This window comes from Streptomyces sp. NPDC101393, assembly GCF_044767385.1.
Lineage (GTDB): Bacteria > Actinomycetota > Actinomycetes > Streptomycetales > Streptomycetaceae > Streptomyces.
In genome coordinates this window covers 101769-116263 of record NZ_JBIWNU010000009.1, presented here as the reverse complement: position 1 = coordinate 116263, position 14495 = coordinate 101769, and the positions used below count along the sequence as shown (strand labels likewise).

Genomic DNA, 14495 nt, shown 5'->3' with positions numbered 1-14495 from the left:
GGCGCCGCCGGGGCCCGGCGTCGTCCCCGCAGTGGTTGTCGATGCACTACTCATGGGTGGACCTCCAGGTCACGCCCCACGTCGGGCCCTGCCCACGCGCCGGTGCGCGCTCAAAGGGCCCGACGGGAGCCGGTCAGCGGTCAGGTCAGGTGGTGTTGCGGATGAGCGGCGGCGGCTTCCTGAAGGCGCCGGTTCTCGACCGCGCTCGTCCCGCGCAGGCGCACCCGGAAGTCACACCCCGGGGCCTTGCAGCGGTGAGTGGTGACCAGCAACCAGTCCGCCACCCACGCGACCGTGAAGCTGGCACAGGCCGCGGTGGCCAGAGTGCAGGCGATGATCAGGGAGGGGGAAACGTCGAAGGCCGCCAGACGAACGGCATAGGAGATGCCGGTCGCGGCGCCGACGACGAGGGCAGTGGTCAGGATGCGATGACGACGCTGCACGGTGACTCCGGTCAGGTCAGGCGGCCAGATAGAGGGCCGCGGCGGCGAGGGCGACGATGTGTGCGGTCTGATCGACGTGGGCCATGCCGCCGTGCTCGATGAACTGGCGCTGGCCGGCGTGCTCCATCCACCAACGCACCGGCCACCGGCGATCGATGACAGCGTGTGTAACGCCGATCCATCCAACGGCCACGACGACCGGCAGTAGCGGCAGGCGCCAGCCCAGAGCGAGCGTGCCGCCGGCCAGCAGCACGCCGCAGGTGAGCACGTGAGTGGCGGCGTGAGTGAGGTTGGCGGCCCAACCGACGACGCCGGGCTGGGCCTTGCATCCGGCCTGGTGGTCGGTCTGGAACGGGTAATCGGCCAGCAGGTGGCCGACCCACAGCAAAATCACGATCGAGGCGAACACCGGAACTCCTCAGGCAGCGAGGGCAGGAACATCCGCGCAGGGGGCGCAGACGCCGAGCGAAGTGGGGATGGTGTAGCCGCGATCCAGCCCGCAGCCGGGGCAGACGCGGCGGGCAGCGTTCGCTTTGGCGAGAGCGGCCCGCTTGGCCGGCGTCATTGGACGGACCGGCTTGGCGAGGTCGATGCGGTAGAGGTAGGCGATCAGCGGCCCGCGTCGCCGGCGGGGCCGCTCGATCTGCGCGACGATCTCCTGACCGCCCGGCCGCAGGCCCTGCGCCCGCAGCTGCCGGTAGGTCGCCAGGCCCTCAGGGGCCAGGCGCCACCGGTAGACGGGCAGCGTGCTCACGATCCGACGCCTTCAAGAGCGCGGGGCGCGGCGGCCTGCTGGTCGCGCAGTTCCTGGTAGCGGGTCGAGACCCAGCCGGTCGACCAGCCACACAGCTCGGCCGCACTGCGGACCACGAGCCCCGCGTGGAAGGCCGCGGCCACGGTCTGGCGGGCGATCTCCTCGGGCTGCTTCTCGTCCGCCGGGCCGGCGGCGAGCAGTTCAGCGCGTTCACGCTCCGCCCGCTCCTGACGCTCACGCTGTTCACGAGCCTGAGCCGCAGCACGCTCACGGCGTTCACGCTCGACCCGTTCAGCGGCCTGGCGTTCACGCTGTTCACGCTCATTCCGCTCCTGTTCACGCTGCTGTTCAGCGCGTTCACGAGCCTCCCGCTCCGCCCGCTCCCGAGTGGCGCTCTGCTCGCGCTCCTCACGGCGCTGGCGCTCTTCACGCTCGGCCTGTTCACGGGTGAGCCGGGCCTCATGGTCACGCTGTTCACGGGCCAGCGCCGCGGCGTGCTCGCGCTCCTCGCAGCGTTCGCGGCGGGCGGCTTCCTCTCGCTCCCGTCCGGCCTTCTCGCGCCGTTCGCGCTCGGCCTGGCGCTTGTCTTCCAGGGCCGTGACGGCGCGGGTGATGGCCCGGCGGTAGGCCAGGCCGGTCTCTGCGGTGACGATCAGCAGCAGCGGCGCCACCGCGTGGACAGCGACCCCGACCAGGTCCTTCCTGAGGGCGGAGTCGGCGATGTTCAGGGCCAGGGTCATGGCGCCGGTCATCCACCGCAGCACGATCGGCCACCGGCCGCCGTGCCCGCCCAGACGGGCCAGCACCGAGTCGAGGCGGACCACGATGACGACTGCCGCGTCGACGACGAGCGGGAGGATCGGGGCCGTCCAGGCCCACGGCTTGGGCGTGTGGGCGGACATGAGCGGCGTGACGGTCAAGATGGAGTAGAGCATCGCGCCGGCCACGATCAGCCACGTGCCGGCCGACAACGCGCGCTCGGCTGAACGCACTTGAACACCGTTCATGCCGCACCCTCCAAGGGCCCGACGGCGGGTGCAGCGACGCTCAGGAAGTAGTCGCCGTCCGGGCGGTAGATGAACGGCACACACAGCCACCGCAGCTCTGCCGCCAGGCGTTCACCAGGCGGCACCCAACGGCTCGGCGAAGCGCCGAGGGCGACTGCATGGGCAAGCGCGGACGCCTGGTCGGGGTGGATGCTGTGAGGCTTGCCGTAGTGCAGCAGCAGCGCCGGCACGTCCTTGACCGGAGCGCTCAGCTCCTCGATCCGAGCAGCCTGCTTGGACGCCCGCTCGTGAGCCTCAGCAAGTTCGACCTTGGCTATATCAAGGGCCCACTGCAGCGCGTCGGCACGGGCCTGTGCGGTCTCCCGACCGGCGGTGAGGCGCTGCGCCGAGCGGGTGTGACCGGCGAACGCCCGATCCGACGCCTCCTGCACCTCCCGCGCCCGCATCCTGGCATGGTCGCGGTCGTGCTCAAGGGCCGCCAGGCGGCGAGAGGTGATCAGCCGGATGCTCATGCGGCCACCGCCGTCCAGTGCATCTCGCGCACAGCCGAAATGCTGAGGAGCGTCCCGAGCCGACCGTTGCCGTACACGGCCGGGCCGTCGAGCGTCTGCGCGACGGCGCGCAGTGCGCGGTCGTAGAGGTCGGGGTCGTCGTCGAGGATGTCGCGGGCCGCATCCAGGCGGGCCGCGCGCTCCTCGTCGCTCTCGCCGTCCTCGCCCAACCACAGGTCGAGCGGGGTGCCGAGGGCGAGTTCGAGGTAATCGGTGTCGGTGAGCGCCTGGTGGCGCCCGATGAAGGTCTTCATGGGGTACTCCGAAGTCGGGTGGGTGCGCAGGGCGGGCGCCCGCCGTCGGTGGTGGCCGAAGGTGGGCGCCCGGTGTGCGGTGTGGGAGTTAGAGGGAGCCGCCGGGCTCACGCTGGGGCAGCGGCGGCAGCTGGTCGGTGGTGTCCGGTGCGCGGTCGTGCCGGGGCTCGGGCTCGCTCACTGGTCACCGCCCTGGAGCGCCGCGGCCGCGCGGGCCGCCTCTTCGGCGGCCGCGGCGGCGCGGTTGGCTTCCTCCATGTGGTGCTGCCAGGCGGGAACGCCGCCGGCCTGCTGCTCGACGGACTCGCTCACCGGGAACCACCGCCGCAGCGGCGGGAGTCGGCCTCCCGGGCGCGACGCAGGAACTCGTCCATCTGCTCCTGGTCACTCGACGGCGGCGCGGTGGGGAATGCGAAGATGTGGGACACAGGTCTTCCTCTCGCCAGGTGGTCCTGTGGCGGGCTCCGGAGGTGCAACTCCGGAGCCCGCACCTGTGTTGGCTGTTCGGTCGAGCAGCCACGGCCCCCGACCTCCGCCGGCAAGCGGGGAGATCGAGGACGGTGTGCGCTCGACGCGCATAGGTGGTGCGGCGCGCCTGAAGGTGCCTTCTTAGGGCTGCCGGAACGAGTGCTCCGGTGCGTCATGTCGGGCTGTGACGCGCACCGCTGTGCGCGGCGCTTCAGCTGCGGCTCCACCCCAAGTCCTGGGGTGTTGGCTGGCAAGGCCGGGCCGCGAGGACGGGCTTAGCCCGGCCGTCCACGGGGGCGATCTGTCTCATCTCGCCACATGCGTTGGGGCCACGCTGGTCGATCCGCTTGCCATCCAGCCGGTGGTGCATCGTGCTGGTCAGCTCCTGGTCCTTCCCCCCGTCCCCAGTGTTCGAGGACGGCGTGCCGTGCGTAGGGGGAGAGCGTTTCGCCGCGGTGGTTCGCCCTCGTCCATCCGTCTCGGATTAGGCGCCTGCCGTGACCTCTGCAAGTAGCAGCCGCTCTCGCGTCAGCCCCGCATGATCGCTATGGAGTTCTCAAGTAACAGCCGCCCCGGCGAGCGCGGTAACCCTCGGGCTCCCGTTTTCACGGGACACGCAGGTGCGGTCATGCAGGTCAAAGCAACTTCGCGAGTGAGATTGACTTAGGTCACTCGCTCACAGGAGGAGAAGTTACCTAAGTCAATCTGGTCCGTCAAGGGGCGCCGCCACGGTTCGAATTGACCTATGCCGGTTACGCTCGAACCCATGGAGACGAGCCCTGGGAAACCGCGTGTGACCGCGAAGGACATCGCGGCAGACATCCGCCAAGAGCTGGTGAAGGGCACTCGTGGGCCCGGAGATCAGCTCACCGCAGCTCGCGATCTCGCGAAGCATTACGGAGTGACCCTCGTAACGGTCCAGAACGCCTACCGCGAGCTGCGGGACGAGGGACTCGTCGTCTCCCAGCAGGGGCGTGGCACCTTCGTCGTCGACCCCGCTCAGCAGGCGCCCAACGATGAGAAGCGTGGCGGCTCGGCCTTCCTGACGCTCGCGGCAGAGATCAGCGCGATGCACGAGACGATCCGTAGTCTCGGTGACCGCCTGGAACGCCTTGAGCAGGCTGTCGAGGACGCCGGCACGCCACCCGCTCGCTGACGGCATCGGTTCGCCGCGCGAGGTGGTCCGCCTCCTGCCTCACGCGCCTGAGACTTGCCGTGATCAAGGCGATGTGGGCGTCGGTGAGCCCCACTTGCACGCTATGCCGCTCGAACGTCTCTGCCATGTGAGAAAGCTTCGATCCAGAGACGACTGTGGACCCGGACAGATTGTCCGGGTCCACAGTCGTTGCAGGTCAAGGCAGTTGACGGAGCCTCATGTAGTCATCTGGTGCACCGTATCGAGGACGGCTCGCCACGGGAGTTCCCGCCCTGGCGGCGCTTCCCGCGGCTCGTACAGCGGCCATACGTCGTCGCCTTGAACGAGCCGGACCTCGCCCGACTCCAGTGCGTCGAGGTGACGTTGCCAGGCCGGGTGGCGTGCGTGGGCCGCATTCACCCTTGGGAACAGGACTACAGGCAGCCCTCGCGTCCCCATGGCTTCACAGACCTGAGTGAGCGCCTGGTTGTCGGCGACACCCGTCGCGAGCTTGGCGACCGTGTTCGCGCTCGCCGGGGCCACCACGTAGCAGTCGACCGGCGGGTGAGGGCTGGACTCCCCCGGGAGACGTGGTTCGTCTCGCACCGGGAGCCCCGTCAGCTCTTCGAGCTTCGCCGATTCCCCGTTCAGCCTCAGCCACCTGCCCGCTGTGGGCGTCAGCGTCACGGCTACTCGCCAACCACGAGCGATGGCTGGCTCGACCAGACCGGTACGCAGCGCTTCTACCCCGCCGGCAGCGGAACCCACCACACCGAGAACCTTGCGCGACTCCGTGCTCACTGAACCGCCCTGCATCGTTGCGCCATGACGTACACCTCAGATGTGCGGGAACCGGCAGTCACGGGAGCCTGCTTGGTCAGGTCCCGCAGCGTCTCACGCACCCGAGGATTGTTGCGCACAAGCTGTGGAGAAGTCCTCTCGGCCTTCCGGAGTTCAGCGAATGCGTCGTCTCCGTGACCGGCCAGGGACAGCGCGCGAGCGAAGTCGATCCGGTGCGAGACGCTCCGCTCCTGCGGCATGTGCTCCACGTCGATCCGGCCGTGCTCGACAACGTACGCGACGTTGTCGAGGTCCAGCTCGATGGACAGGCGATGAAGAATCACGTTCGTCGGGCCGAACCCGGTCTGCCAGTAGTTCTCGTCGGAACCGAGGCCTTCGGCCAGCGCCTCGGCACTGTGCAGCAGCCGGGTAGCGGTCGCTCGATCCTGGTGCCGTGCCGCAGCGACAGCAGCTCGTAGATGAATCATTCCGAGCAGGCTCAGAGCCGCCGGATCGTTGTCCTCCACGTTGGGCGACAGCCACTTCGCTGTGGCGTCTCCCAGCTCCATCGCCGCCTCGTAGCGGCCGTTGGCGAGCAAGGCATGGGTACCGGAGCGCGCCGCAGAGGCCAGTACAAGCGGGTCATCAGAGGCATCCGCCGCTTGCATCGCGCGCTCAGCCGCAAGCCAGGAGATGTCGGACTCCCCGATCTTCGCGAGCGTGGTGGCCGCGAGGTGATGCGTACGGGCCGAAACCGCCCAGCAGTCATGCCGGTCCGCTTCCCGGCGTGCGGCACGGTCCTCCAGTTGCTGGGCGCACTGCAGAAGCGTGGGGAGCGCGGCAATGACGCTGCCGAGCCGCCCCGCCTGGTAGTCCCCCCACGCTTTCTCCACGCGCACCGCCGTCGGTGCCGGCGTTGGCAGTTGCACATCGGCCTCGGGGCCGAAGAGGAGACGAGAAAGGCGCCGCGGACTCATGAGCGCATCTCGGACCGCGGGTACGTCGTCCTGCTGCTTCTCGTCTTCCATGAGCGCCGACTGGCCGATCAGATCGCCAAGCGGGACGCGGAGGATGCTCGCGAGTTCGGTGAGCATGTCGATCCGCGGCGGCTTACGCCGGCCGCTCTCTGCCTTCGCGAGCCAGTCCGTACTGCGTCCCACCAGGCCGGCCAGAACCTCCTGCGTGTATCCGCGGCGCTTCCTGTAGAACGCGATCCGTTCGCCGATGCTGAGGTGATCTCCGAGACCACGCATGGATGTTGCCTCCCGATGCCGAGTAGGGCACTTCTCACGGTACCGACGCGGTGACCAGCAGGCATGAAGCTCCCGTCAACGACCACCTCGGCAAGGCTGCGGAACTGAACTGAAATGGCCCCGGACAGAACGTCCGGGGCCTGTAGATCTTTTCGGTCGATCAGGTTTTAGTCGTCAGGGGTCTGGTTGAGGGCGCCGCACGACCAGCAGTCCCACTCCCCCGGGAGTTCGTAATGAGTCGTCGTCCAGAAGCCCTTGGGGCTCCCTTTGATGACGTTGGTTTCCCAGCACCGCCAGCACTCGAACTCGAAGTCCTCCATCTCCCGAGCATGACGTTCTGGGCTGTCCCCTTGCTCCAATTCGGGAAACCTGGCCCATTGGAGACGGTCTTCTACCGGCTTCCAAATGCAACAGGTCAGGTCGATACCGAAGCCAGCGCTACCATGCCCGCAGCTCGGCACGGACTACAAACGCTGTGACTGAACACTTCGACTAGGTCTCGCTTCTCCGGCTGGCAACGAGGCGCCCGAGTGTGGGCTCAGCGGTCAGGTACTCGTGATCACAGCCGTCGTAGAAGATCTCGCCACTCTGGTCATCACGGATGATCTCGGTGACGACGTCAGACAAGCTGCGACAGTCTGGGTCTGGGCAGGGGGCGTCCCTGCTGTTGCCAACCAGGACGTGCTGAATGCCATCCCGGCCGATGGGAACGATGCTGATCCTGTTGTCCATGACGTGATCCTGATCTGCTGACTGCCTGACCAGTCCAGGAACGGGTGTTCGCGATGACACCCTCGCGCCGCCGGCCGATCGTCGGGGAGAGCCACAGTGCCTCAGTGCCGTCCTCCGGAATCGACGCTCCGTCTCACTTCCCGTCTCGTTCATGGCCGTACGCGACCGTTCACGGCGGTACTCCAGCCGTTCGCGTCGAGGCGCCCGGCCCGCCGCGAACGGCTACGAACGATCGCGTATCGCACCCTGGAGGGCTAGAGCAGACCTGCAAAGCGAGTTACGTGGGTTCGATTCCCGCCACGGCCTCGATACGCACGACGCGTACGCACCTGAAGGCGGCCCCAACACCCGTGGGGACCGTCTTCAGCTGCATCCGGCCCCACCGCCACGTGTCCGGGTACGCCGGGCGCGGGGCCGGACGGTTCAGGGCCGGAGCGGCGCCACGAAGCGGTAGGTCTTCCCGGCCTCGCCCTCGTCCGTCGGACGGAGCAGCTCCACCAGCGCCAGCGGGCGGTCCATCGGCTCGCCCGTGTCGGGGTCGAAGGCTATTTCGCCGCTGACCCCGCGCACCCGGTACTTCCCGTTGGTCTGCTCCAGGAGCCTCAGGACCAGCCCGGCGTCGGGGCGGACCCCGGGCGAGATGTCCACGACGCGGCGGGCGGCCCGGCCGATGGTGTACGTGGCGTCGTAGCCGAGCATCGCCTGGCCGCTGGCCAGGGCCGCGGGGTCGCCGATCTCGTCGCGGTAGGCCCGCGCGAAGTCGGCGAACGGGCCGCTCCTGGCGCCGTAGACCTCCTTGGATATGTCGGGGTGGGTGAACGCGGTGTAGTAGACCCTCAGTTGGCTGTGCTTCCAGCGCTGCGCGAGCCGGGCGAGCTCCGCACGGTGCCGGGTGCCTCCGGTGTCGAAATAGACACCCAGCGCACTGGACCCGGAGAGCACCGTCGTCGGGCAGTGCCGGCCGCCCTCGCCGGCCGCTTCTATGAACCGGCGCAGCTCCCGGCCCCGGGCGGCGAAGTAGACCGCGTCCGGGGGTCTGCCGTCCCCGCACACCTTGTCGGCCACCAGGGACAGCTCGTTGCCCGCGGTCTCCTGCGCGCCGTCGCCGGAGAGGAACGAGATGAGTTCGTCGTCCACGTCCAGGCCGGTGCGCCGCGCGGCCGCGGAGAAGTCCTTGTAGAGCGAGGTGTTGTAGCGGTCCTTCTCGTTGTCGTCCCTGATCACCTGGACGCGGTAGCCGGGGTGCGCTCGCTGCTGGTCCTTGAGGTAGCGGGCGGCGGCCGCGGTCTGGTCCTGGTTGGGGAAGGAGACCCGGTAGAAGCCGCTGGTGCCGGAACTCAGGTCATCGGCGGCGACGGTCGCGCCGACCAGCGGCAGCCCGGCGGCGCGCAGCCGCTTCGCGGCGGCCGCCGTCCGGTCGTTGCTCTGCCCCAGGCCCGCGACCGCGACGAGATGCTCCTTGTCCTTCAGCGCGATGAGCCGGTCGACGACCTGCCCCCAATGGCGGTCCCCCCGCCCGGTGTTGGCGAGCAGCAGCCGGATCTTGGGCAGGGTGGACCGCTCGGAGTTCAGCGCGCGCTGGGCGAGATAGGCACCGCTGACGGCCTGCCGGGTGGCTTCCGGGCCGCGGTCCGCGGACCCGCCGGCCATGGCCTCGATGTAGGCGATGGAGACCGTCCGCTTCCCGGACTTGTCGACCGCGGCGTTCTCGGCGCGGATCTTCCCGCTCAGGCCCTTCATGTTCTCGAAGGCGTACGCGCCGTCCGTGACGCCCACGCACTCGCCGTCCGCTTCCGACACTCCCTCCCCGCACGTGCCGGCCATGCTGACGATCCGCAGCACGACGATGCCCACGACGGCCAGCACCGCCAGCGTGCAGACGCTCCACAGGCCCCAGCGGCGCGGCGGGCGGGGCGGCTCGAAGACCCGGGTGCTCACAGCCACGGCTCCTTTCCGTACTGCTTCGCCTTCCGCAGCAGCGCGGAGGTCCAGGGCACGCTGTCGGCGTGCACCGCGAGGGTGTGGAACCGGGCCTGCGCCTCGCCGTACAGCTCGGCGCCCGGATCGCCGAGCGGATCGCGGTACGGGTCGCCCACCAGGTCCGTACGGGGGTCGTCGGGCGGTTCGGGGGCGATCCAGACCGCCGCGAGCAGCCGGGTGATGGTGCGCAGCCGCTGCTCGACGGCTCCGTCGCCGAGGTGGTCGACGAGGCGTTCGTAGCGCTCCCACAGCGGCCGGTCGAGGTCCCCGCCGGCGTCGGCGAGCGGCGCCCGGCGCAGCCGGCACAGCTCCGCGCACCACTCCTCCGGGCTGACCCGCTCGAAAGCGTCGTCCAAGTAGGCGGCAGCAGCGGCCAGATCACCGCCCGCCAGGGCGTGGTACGCCGCCGCGCCCCACTGCCCCGCGGCGCTCGCGCGATCCCGCAGCGCGGCGTGTACCTCGCTCCAGCAGCGGACGCCGGACGAGCCGTCCCCGCCGCTCCCGGTGCCCCCCTCCCCGTCGGGTCCGGGCCCGGACCCTGGTTCGGGGACCGCGGCGAGGCGGCGCAGCAGCAGGAGGCGCAGCAGCGGATGCGGGGTCTCGGTGGGCCCGTCGGCCCCCTCGTCCCCGGTGTCGGGGTGCATGGTGCGCAGCACGTCCGTACAGAAATCGTTGAACTCCTCCTGGACGCGGGCGCTCGACTCGTCCCACAGCTCCCGGCCGGCCTGCGCCTGGGCCAGATCGGCGGCGGCCGCGGCGCGGGCCAGTGCCTGCGCCAGTTCGCCGCTCGCGTCGATCGGCAACAGCCGCTCCAGCAGGGCGTCGACGAGCCCGTAGGAGGGCTGCAGGACCTGGCGCAGGCGCGCCTCCCAACCCGTTTCCGCCGGGCACTCCAGGAGGGCGTCCAGCAGCTGGGTGGTGCCCGCGGGATGGCCGCGGGTGAGTTCGTGCACCGCCCAGCCCAGCCATTGCACGCCGTTGTCGGCCGCCGGGGCCGGGGCCCGGCGGGCGGCCGACCGCAGCACCTCCTCGGCCTGCTGCTCCACCTCATGGCGGGCCAGATCGCGCAGCCGGCCCACCACCAGCCCCTTGACGACCTGTTCGGGAACGAACCGTTCCTCGTCGGCCGGCCACCGCCCCGGCAGCGCGCCCGGCCGCCGCGGGCCCCCGAACGCGAAGCTCTCCAGCGCCGCCGGATAGCTGCCGGCGGTGGCGAGCACCAGCAGCGGGTCGGGCGCCCCGGCCTTCTTCCGTGCGTCGAGCAGCGCCTTGAGGAAGTCGTTGCCGAGCGGGCTGTCGACGTTGTCCAGCAGCACCAGGCACTGTGTCGTACGCCGCTTGTCGCCACCGCGCGAGCCGTAGGCGCGGCGCAGGTCGTCCAGGAAGGCGTCGAAGAGGACGGCCTCGGCACGCTGCCGCTCGGCCGCCTCCCGGTCGCCGTAGCGCTGGTTGAGGTCGATCAGGAAGCCGTCCACGGAGCCGCCGCCGCGATGGCGCCGCCGGATCCTGGCCAGCCGCCAGCGGACCCGCATCCGCGCCCAATGACGACGCCACTCCGGCAACAGGGGCAGCGCCGCGGTCACGGCCGTGGGCGCGCCCAGGACCGTGGCGGCGTACTGCGCGAGCTGGTTGATCACTTCGGTGCGGCTGCTGGGCGGGCCGATGAGGGCCTGCTCCATCTGCCGCACGGCGGCGTCGCGGTCGGCCGCTTCCATCCGGGCCGCGACGGCGATCGTCAGCAGCCCGAAGGCCGGGAACCGCAGCCGGGCGAAATCCCTCTTCCTGGCGTTGAGCTGGAAGACCAGCGCGGCCAGCACATCGATCGGCTTACGGCCCTCCTGCCCCAGCGCCGCCAGATCGAGCCGGGCCACCGGGGCGCGGGCCGCCCAGTCGGCCAGATGCCGCAGCACGGTCGTCTTGCCGCTGCCGCGCGGCCCGAGCAACAGCGTCGCCGGCAACTCCACCCGGCTGCCCGGCCTCCGCACCAACAGCTCCTGCGTGTATCGCTCAACTGCCCGGTCCCGCCCGGACTCCCCCGCCCACTCCTGCGGCATCCCACTCCCCTTCGCCCCCACGGCCCCCACGGCCCTTGCAGCCCTCGCAGCCCCCACGCTTCCCGCAGCCGGTCGCCCCCCGCTCCGGCCGCCCCAGGATCCTCCAATTCCCGCACGGTGTAAGTACTTTGACCTCACCGGACACCTCCCCCCGTCACGCCGCGGCCCCACTCCGCGCACTGAATATCACTCTAAGTGACACCACTGACAATCGCGCCGACGGAGCGTGATCGGGGGTGGACTCGGCTCAGGCCGCTGGCACGTCGACGATGGGGGCGAGGCCGGAGCCCGGAAGTTGGAGGCCAGGAAATCGCGGGCCGGAAGTCAGCAGCGGGGACGGTGGGCGGGGAGCCGCAAGCCGGGAGTGGAAGGCGTGGAGCCGAAGGCCGGGAGCCGGAGGCCGGAAGCTGGAGGCCGGAAGCCAGCGGCCGGCGCCCGGCCTCCGCCTGGCCGCCCGAGGGGAGCCGCGGGCAAGAGGGCCGCGACGAGCCCGCCCTGTCGAGCGGGCCCCGCCCAACCGACCGCGGGCACGACCCACCGACCGCGGCGCGACCGACCGCTCCACACCCGGCCTACCGCGCCCCACCTGCTGAATTCACCGGATCCACCGGGCCACCGGGCCACCGGGTGCGAGCCCGCCCCCTGAAGACCCACCCACGGCTAGCCCTGGTTCTGGCCCTGGCCCTGGGCTCCCGCCGCCTGCGCCCCCGCCGGCTGCGCGACCGCGGCCTGTGGCCGGATGGGCAGGCGGCCGATGGGGCGGCCGGTGGCGGCGCGGACGGCCGAGGCGACGGCAGCCGGCGCGGTGACGACCGGGATGGCGCTGGCGGGCTTGGCGCCGAACGGCGCGACCACATCGCGCTCTTCGACCAGTTTGACGATCCGGATGTCCGGGGCGTCGAGCGCGGTCGGCAGCGCGTAGCCGGTCAGGTCGGGATGGCGGACCTGACCGCGCGTGGTGCGCAGGTTTTCCATCAGCGCCGCGCCCAGGCCTTGGGTGACGCCGGCCTCGATACGGGCCCGCAGCTGACGCGGGTTGAGCACCCGGCCGACATCCTGTGCGACGGTCATCTCCACGACGCGGATGGTGCCCAGTTCGATGTCGACGTCGGCGACGCAGCGGATGGCGCAGAAGGCGAGTCCGACGAACGCGTCGCCCTGCCCGCCCTCGTCCAGCGGTTCGGTGGGGTGCGGCCGGCACTGCGCCGTGGCCCACAGCTCCTTGCCGTCCAGGGCCTCGGCGACGGTCGTGGTGAGCACCCCGTCGTACGAAGTGATCTTGCCGTCGGTGATCTGCAGCAGCTCGGTGGACATCCCGAACTTGTGGGCCAGCGGCTGCAGCAGCTGCGTACGGACCATCTTGGCGGCGCGCTCGACGGCGCCACCGGACACCCAGGTGTGCCGGCCGTGACAGGCCGGCCCGGCCGGTGGCTGGTCGGTGTCGACGCCCGCGACATGCACCTCGTCGATGCCGAGCGTCTCCTGCACGATCTGCCGCGCCAGTGTGGAGAACCCGGAACCGGTCTCCACGGCGGCGCAGATGACGGTGGCGACCGAGCCGCTGACCTTGACGGTGGCGGTGGACACCTCGTCGGCGCCCTCCGCGCCGAGCATGTGCACCATGCCCAGCGCATACCCGACGCCACGACGCACCGCGCCCGGCTCGCCGGCGCCCTCGGGACCGCCCGGCAGCAGCCATTCCGCTTCGGGGGTGTCCTTGGGCAGCTCCGGAAGCGGCGCCTCCTTGACGGCGCGCAGCAGTTCGGCGACCGGCGCGGGGCAGGTGACGGTCTGCCCGGTGGGCAGCAGGTCACCGGTGGCCATGACATTCCGCAGCCGGATCTCGTCCGGCTCCATGCCCAAATGGGCGGCCAGTTTGTCCATCTGGCCCTCATAGGCGGCGCACACCTGCAGCGCGCCCTCACCGCGCACATGGCCGGACGGCGGGTTGTTGGTACGCACCGCCCAGCCCTCGATGGCGGCGTGCGGGACGACGTACGGGCCGCAGGCGAACGAGACGGCGGCGGCCAGCGCCTCCGCCGACGTGTCCGCATAGGCGCCTGCGTCCATCAGGATCTGCGCCTCCACCTTGACCAGCTTGCCCTCGGTGTCGGCGTGGTGGCGGTAGCGCAGCAGCGTGGGGTGGCGGTGGGCATGCGCGAGGAACGACTCCTCGCGGGTGGCGGCGAGCTTCACGGGGCAGCCGGTGCGCAGCGCCAACAGGCCCAGCGACAGCTGGATTCCGGGGTCCTCGCGGTCGGCGGTGGCGCCCGGCACCCCGGTCACCACGACCTTGACCTGCTCGGGTTCGAGGCCGAAGGAGGCGGCGGCCAGATCGCGGTCGGTGTGCGGGTCCGTGGAGGCGGTGTAGATCTCCACGCCGCCATCGGGGCGCGGCACGGCGAGCCCGGCCTCGGCCCCGATGGGCGCGGGGTCCTGCCGGCCGATCCGGTAGAGCCCCTCGACCATGACGTCGCCGACCGCTTCGGCGTCACCGAAGTGCAGCGGGATGTGCCGGATGAGGTTGCCGTCGGGGTGCAACGGCTCGGCCTCGAAGGCGAGTTGCGGATCGGTGACGGCGTCCAGCATCTCGTACTCGACGGCGATGGCGGCGGCCGCCAGCCGGGCCGTGTCGGGATGGTCCGCGGCCACGGCGGCGATCGGCTCGCCGTGGTGGCGCACCTCGTCCTTGGCGAAGACCGGCCGGTCGGCGATGCCCCGCCCGTGTCCGGCGTCCCCGGGGACGTCCTCGTGCGTGACAATGACCCGCACACCCGGCATTTCCGCCGCGTGCTTGGTGTCGATGGACAGGATCCGGGCGCGTGGATACGGGGAGCGCAGCACCGCGGCCCATAGCAGCCCCTCGGCCCACAGGTCGGCGGCGTACGGGAAGGTGCCCTCCGTCTTGGCGGGCGCGTCGGCGGGCGGCAACGAGACACCCAGCCCCTGGGTCGGCTCGGCGGGAATCCGGACCCCCGCCGCGGGGGTCGCGGTGGCGGCACCGCCGCCCTCTGTCATACCGGTCATGCCGAATCCTCGCTTCGCCCGGCCTCGCACCCGCTCGGCGCGCACCTCTCCTCAAAT

General features: G+C 70.9%; 15 protein-coding genes. 2 read left to right on the top strand and 13 right to left on the bottom strand.

Features of this window, described 5'->3' with window-relative positions; translation table 11 throughout:
- Positions 1-140: 140 nt before the first annotated feature.
- From ACIRQ7_RS27625 to ACIRQ7_RS27595, 7 genes are all read right to left on the bottom strand, one after another.
- The gene (locus ACIRQ7_RS27625; protein ID WP_404265375.1) at positions 141-443 is read right to left on the bottom strand and encodes a hypothetical protein; all 303 of its coding nucleotides are present in this window, start codon (positions 441-443) and stop codon (positions 141-143) included.
- A 16-nt stretch (positions 444-459) separates the two neighbouring features.
- Complete coding sequence (locus ACIRQ7_RS27620) at positions 460-852, bottom strand: DUF3307 domain-containing protein (RefSeq protein ID WP_404265374.1); 393 nt, start codon at positions 850-852, stop codon at positions 460-462.
- 9 nt (positions 853-861) lie between these two features.
- Positions 862-1197: an RRQRL motif-containing zinc-binding protein gene (locus ACIRQ7_RS27615; protein WP_404265373.1), complete on the bottom strand. Its 336-nt coding sequence runs from the start codon at positions 1195-1197 to the stop codon at positions 862-864.
- Positions 1194-2204 carry a DUF2637 domain-containing protein gene (locus ACIRQ7_RS27610; protein ID WP_404265372.1) on the bottom strand — a complete coding sequence of 337 codons (1011 nt, stop codon included), beginning with the start codon at positions 2202-2204 and terminating at the stop codon, positions 1194-1196. The genes ACIRQ7_RS27615 and ACIRQ7_RS27610 overlap by 4 nt, the downstream gene beginning before the upstream one ends.
- Positions 2201-2716, bottom strand: coding sequence for a hypothetical protein (locus tag ACIRQ7_RS27605; protein WP_404265371.1), 516 nt, complete (start codon positions 2714-2716; stop codon positions 2201-2203). Before ACIRQ7_RS27605 ends, ACIRQ7_RS27610 begins: the two co-directional genes overlap by 4 nt.
- Entirely contained in the window at positions 2713-3009 is a 297-nt protein-coding gene (locus tag ACIRQ7_RS27600; protein WP_404265370.1) for a hypothetical protein, read from the bottom strand. The genes ACIRQ7_RS27605 and ACIRQ7_RS27600 overlap by 4 nt, the downstream gene beginning before the upstream one ends.
- Before the next feature lie 177 nt (positions 3010-3186).
- Positions 3187-3321: a hypothetical protein gene (locus tag ACIRQ7_RS27595; protein ID WP_404265369.1), complete on the bottom strand. Its 135-nt coding sequence runs from the start codon at positions 3319-3321 to the stop codon at positions 3187-3189.
- A gap of 922 nt (positions 3322-4243) precedes the next feature.
- Between ACIRQ7_RS27595 and ACIRQ7_RS27590 the strand changes: the two genes are divergently transcribed.
- The gene (locus tag ACIRQ7_RS27590; RefSeq protein ID WP_404265368.1) at positions 4244-4633 is read left to right on the top strand and encodes a GntR family transcriptional regulator; all 390 of its coding nucleotides are present in this window, start codon (positions 4244-4246) and stop codon (positions 4631-4633) included.
- 216 nt (positions 4634-4849) lie between these two features.
- Here the strand turns inward: ACIRQ7_RS27590 and ACIRQ7_RS27585 are convergent, their stop codons facing one another.
- From ACIRQ7_RS27585 to ACIRQ7_RS27575, 3 genes are all read right to left on the bottom strand, one after another.
- Complete coding sequence (locus ACIRQ7_RS27585) at positions 4850-5428, bottom strand: flavoprotein (RefSeq protein WP_404265367.1); 579 nt, start codon at positions 5426-5428, stop codon at positions 4850-4852.
- On the bottom strand, positions 5410-6645 hold the full coding sequence (locus ACIRQ7_RS27580) for a helix-turn-helix domain-containing protein (RefSeq protein ID WP_404265366.1): 1236 nt from the start codon (positions 6643-6645) through the stop codon (positions 5410-5412). Before ACIRQ7_RS27580 ends, ACIRQ7_RS27585 begins: the two co-directional genes overlap by 19 nt.
- Positions 6646-6812: 167 nt before the next feature.
- Positions 6813-6965 (bottom strand): hypothetical protein, encoded by a 153-nt coding sequence (locus ACIRQ7_RS27575; RefSeq protein ID WP_404265365.1) that lies wholly within the window; start codon positions 6963-6965, stop codon positions 6813-6815.
- A 235-nt stretch (positions 6966-7200) separates the two neighbouring features.
- Here ACIRQ7_RS27575 and ACIRQ7_RS27570 point away from each other — a divergent pair, with 235 nt between their 5' ends.
- On the top strand, positions 7201-7398 hold the full coding sequence (locus ACIRQ7_RS27570) for a hypothetical protein (protein ID WP_404265364.1): 198 nt from the start codon (positions 7201-7203) through the stop codon (positions 7396-7398).
- 402 nt (positions 7399-7800) lie between these two features.
- Here ACIRQ7_RS27570 and ACIRQ7_RS27565 read toward each other — a convergent pair whose 3' ends face one another.
- The 3 genes from ACIRQ7_RS27565 to ACIRQ7_RS27555 form a co-directional block, all read right to left on the bottom strand.
- Positions 7801-9321 carry a hypothetical protein gene (locus ACIRQ7_RS27565; protein WP_404265363.1) on the bottom strand — a complete coding sequence of 507 codons (1521 nt, stop codon included), beginning with the start codon at positions 9319-9321 and terminating at the stop codon, positions 7801-7803.
- Complete coding sequence (locus tag ACIRQ7_RS27560) at positions 9312-11411, bottom strand: ATP-binding protein (protein WP_404265362.1); 2100 nt, start codon at positions 11409-11411, stop codon at positions 9312-9314. The genes ACIRQ7_RS27565 and ACIRQ7_RS27560 overlap by 10 nt, the downstream gene beginning before the upstream one ends.
- Before the next feature lie 660 nt (positions 11412-12071).
- On the bottom strand, positions 12072-14438 hold the full coding sequence (locus ACIRQ7_RS27555; RefSeq protein ID WP_404265361.1) for a xanthine dehydrogenase family protein molybdopterin-binding subunit: 2367 nt from the start codon (positions 14436-14438) through the stop codon (positions 12072-12074).
- Positions 14439-14495: the final 57 nt, after the last annotated feature.

Bases quoted from the DNA above. Each gene is read 5' to 3' on its own strand.
- ACIRQ7_RS27610 (WP_404265372.1), bottom strand. From the start codon at position 2,204: ATGAACGGTGTTCAAGTGCGTTCAGCCGAGCGCGCGTTGTCGGCCGGC.
- ACIRQ7_RS27605 (WP_404265371.1), bottom strand. From the start codon at position 2,716: ATGAGCATCCGGCTGATCACCTCTCGCCGCCTGGCGGCCCTTGAGCAC.
- ACIRQ7_RS27600 (WP_404265370.1), bottom strand. From the start codon at position 3,009: ATGAAGACCTTCATCGGGCGCCACCAGGCGCTCACCGACACCGATTAC.
- ACIRQ7_RS27590 (WP_404265368.1), top strand. From the start codon at position 4,244: ATGGAGACGAGCCCTGGGAAACCGCGTGTGACCGCGAAGGACATCGCG.
- ACIRQ7_RS27585 (WP_404265367.1), bottom strand. From the start codon at position 5,428: ATGCAGGGCGGTTCAGTGAGCACGGAGTCGCGCAAGGTTCTCGGTGTG.
- ACIRQ7_RS27580 (WP_404265366.1), bottom strand. From the start codon at position 6,645: ATGCGTGGTCTCGGAGATCACCTCAGCATCGGCGAACGGATCGCGTTC.
- ACIRQ7_RS27575 (WP_404265365.1), bottom strand. From the start codon at position 6,965: ATGGAGGACTTCGAGTTCGAGTGCTGGCGGTGCTGGGAAACCAACGTC.
- ACIRQ7_RS27560 (WP_404265362.1), bottom strand. From the start codon at position 11,411: ATGCCGCAGGAGTGGGCGGGGGAGTCCGGGCGGGACCGGGCAGTTGAG.
- ACIRQ7_RS27555 (WP_404265361.1), bottom strand. From the start codon at position 14,438: ATGACCGGTATGACAGAGGGCGGCGGTGCCGCCACCGCGACCCCCGCG.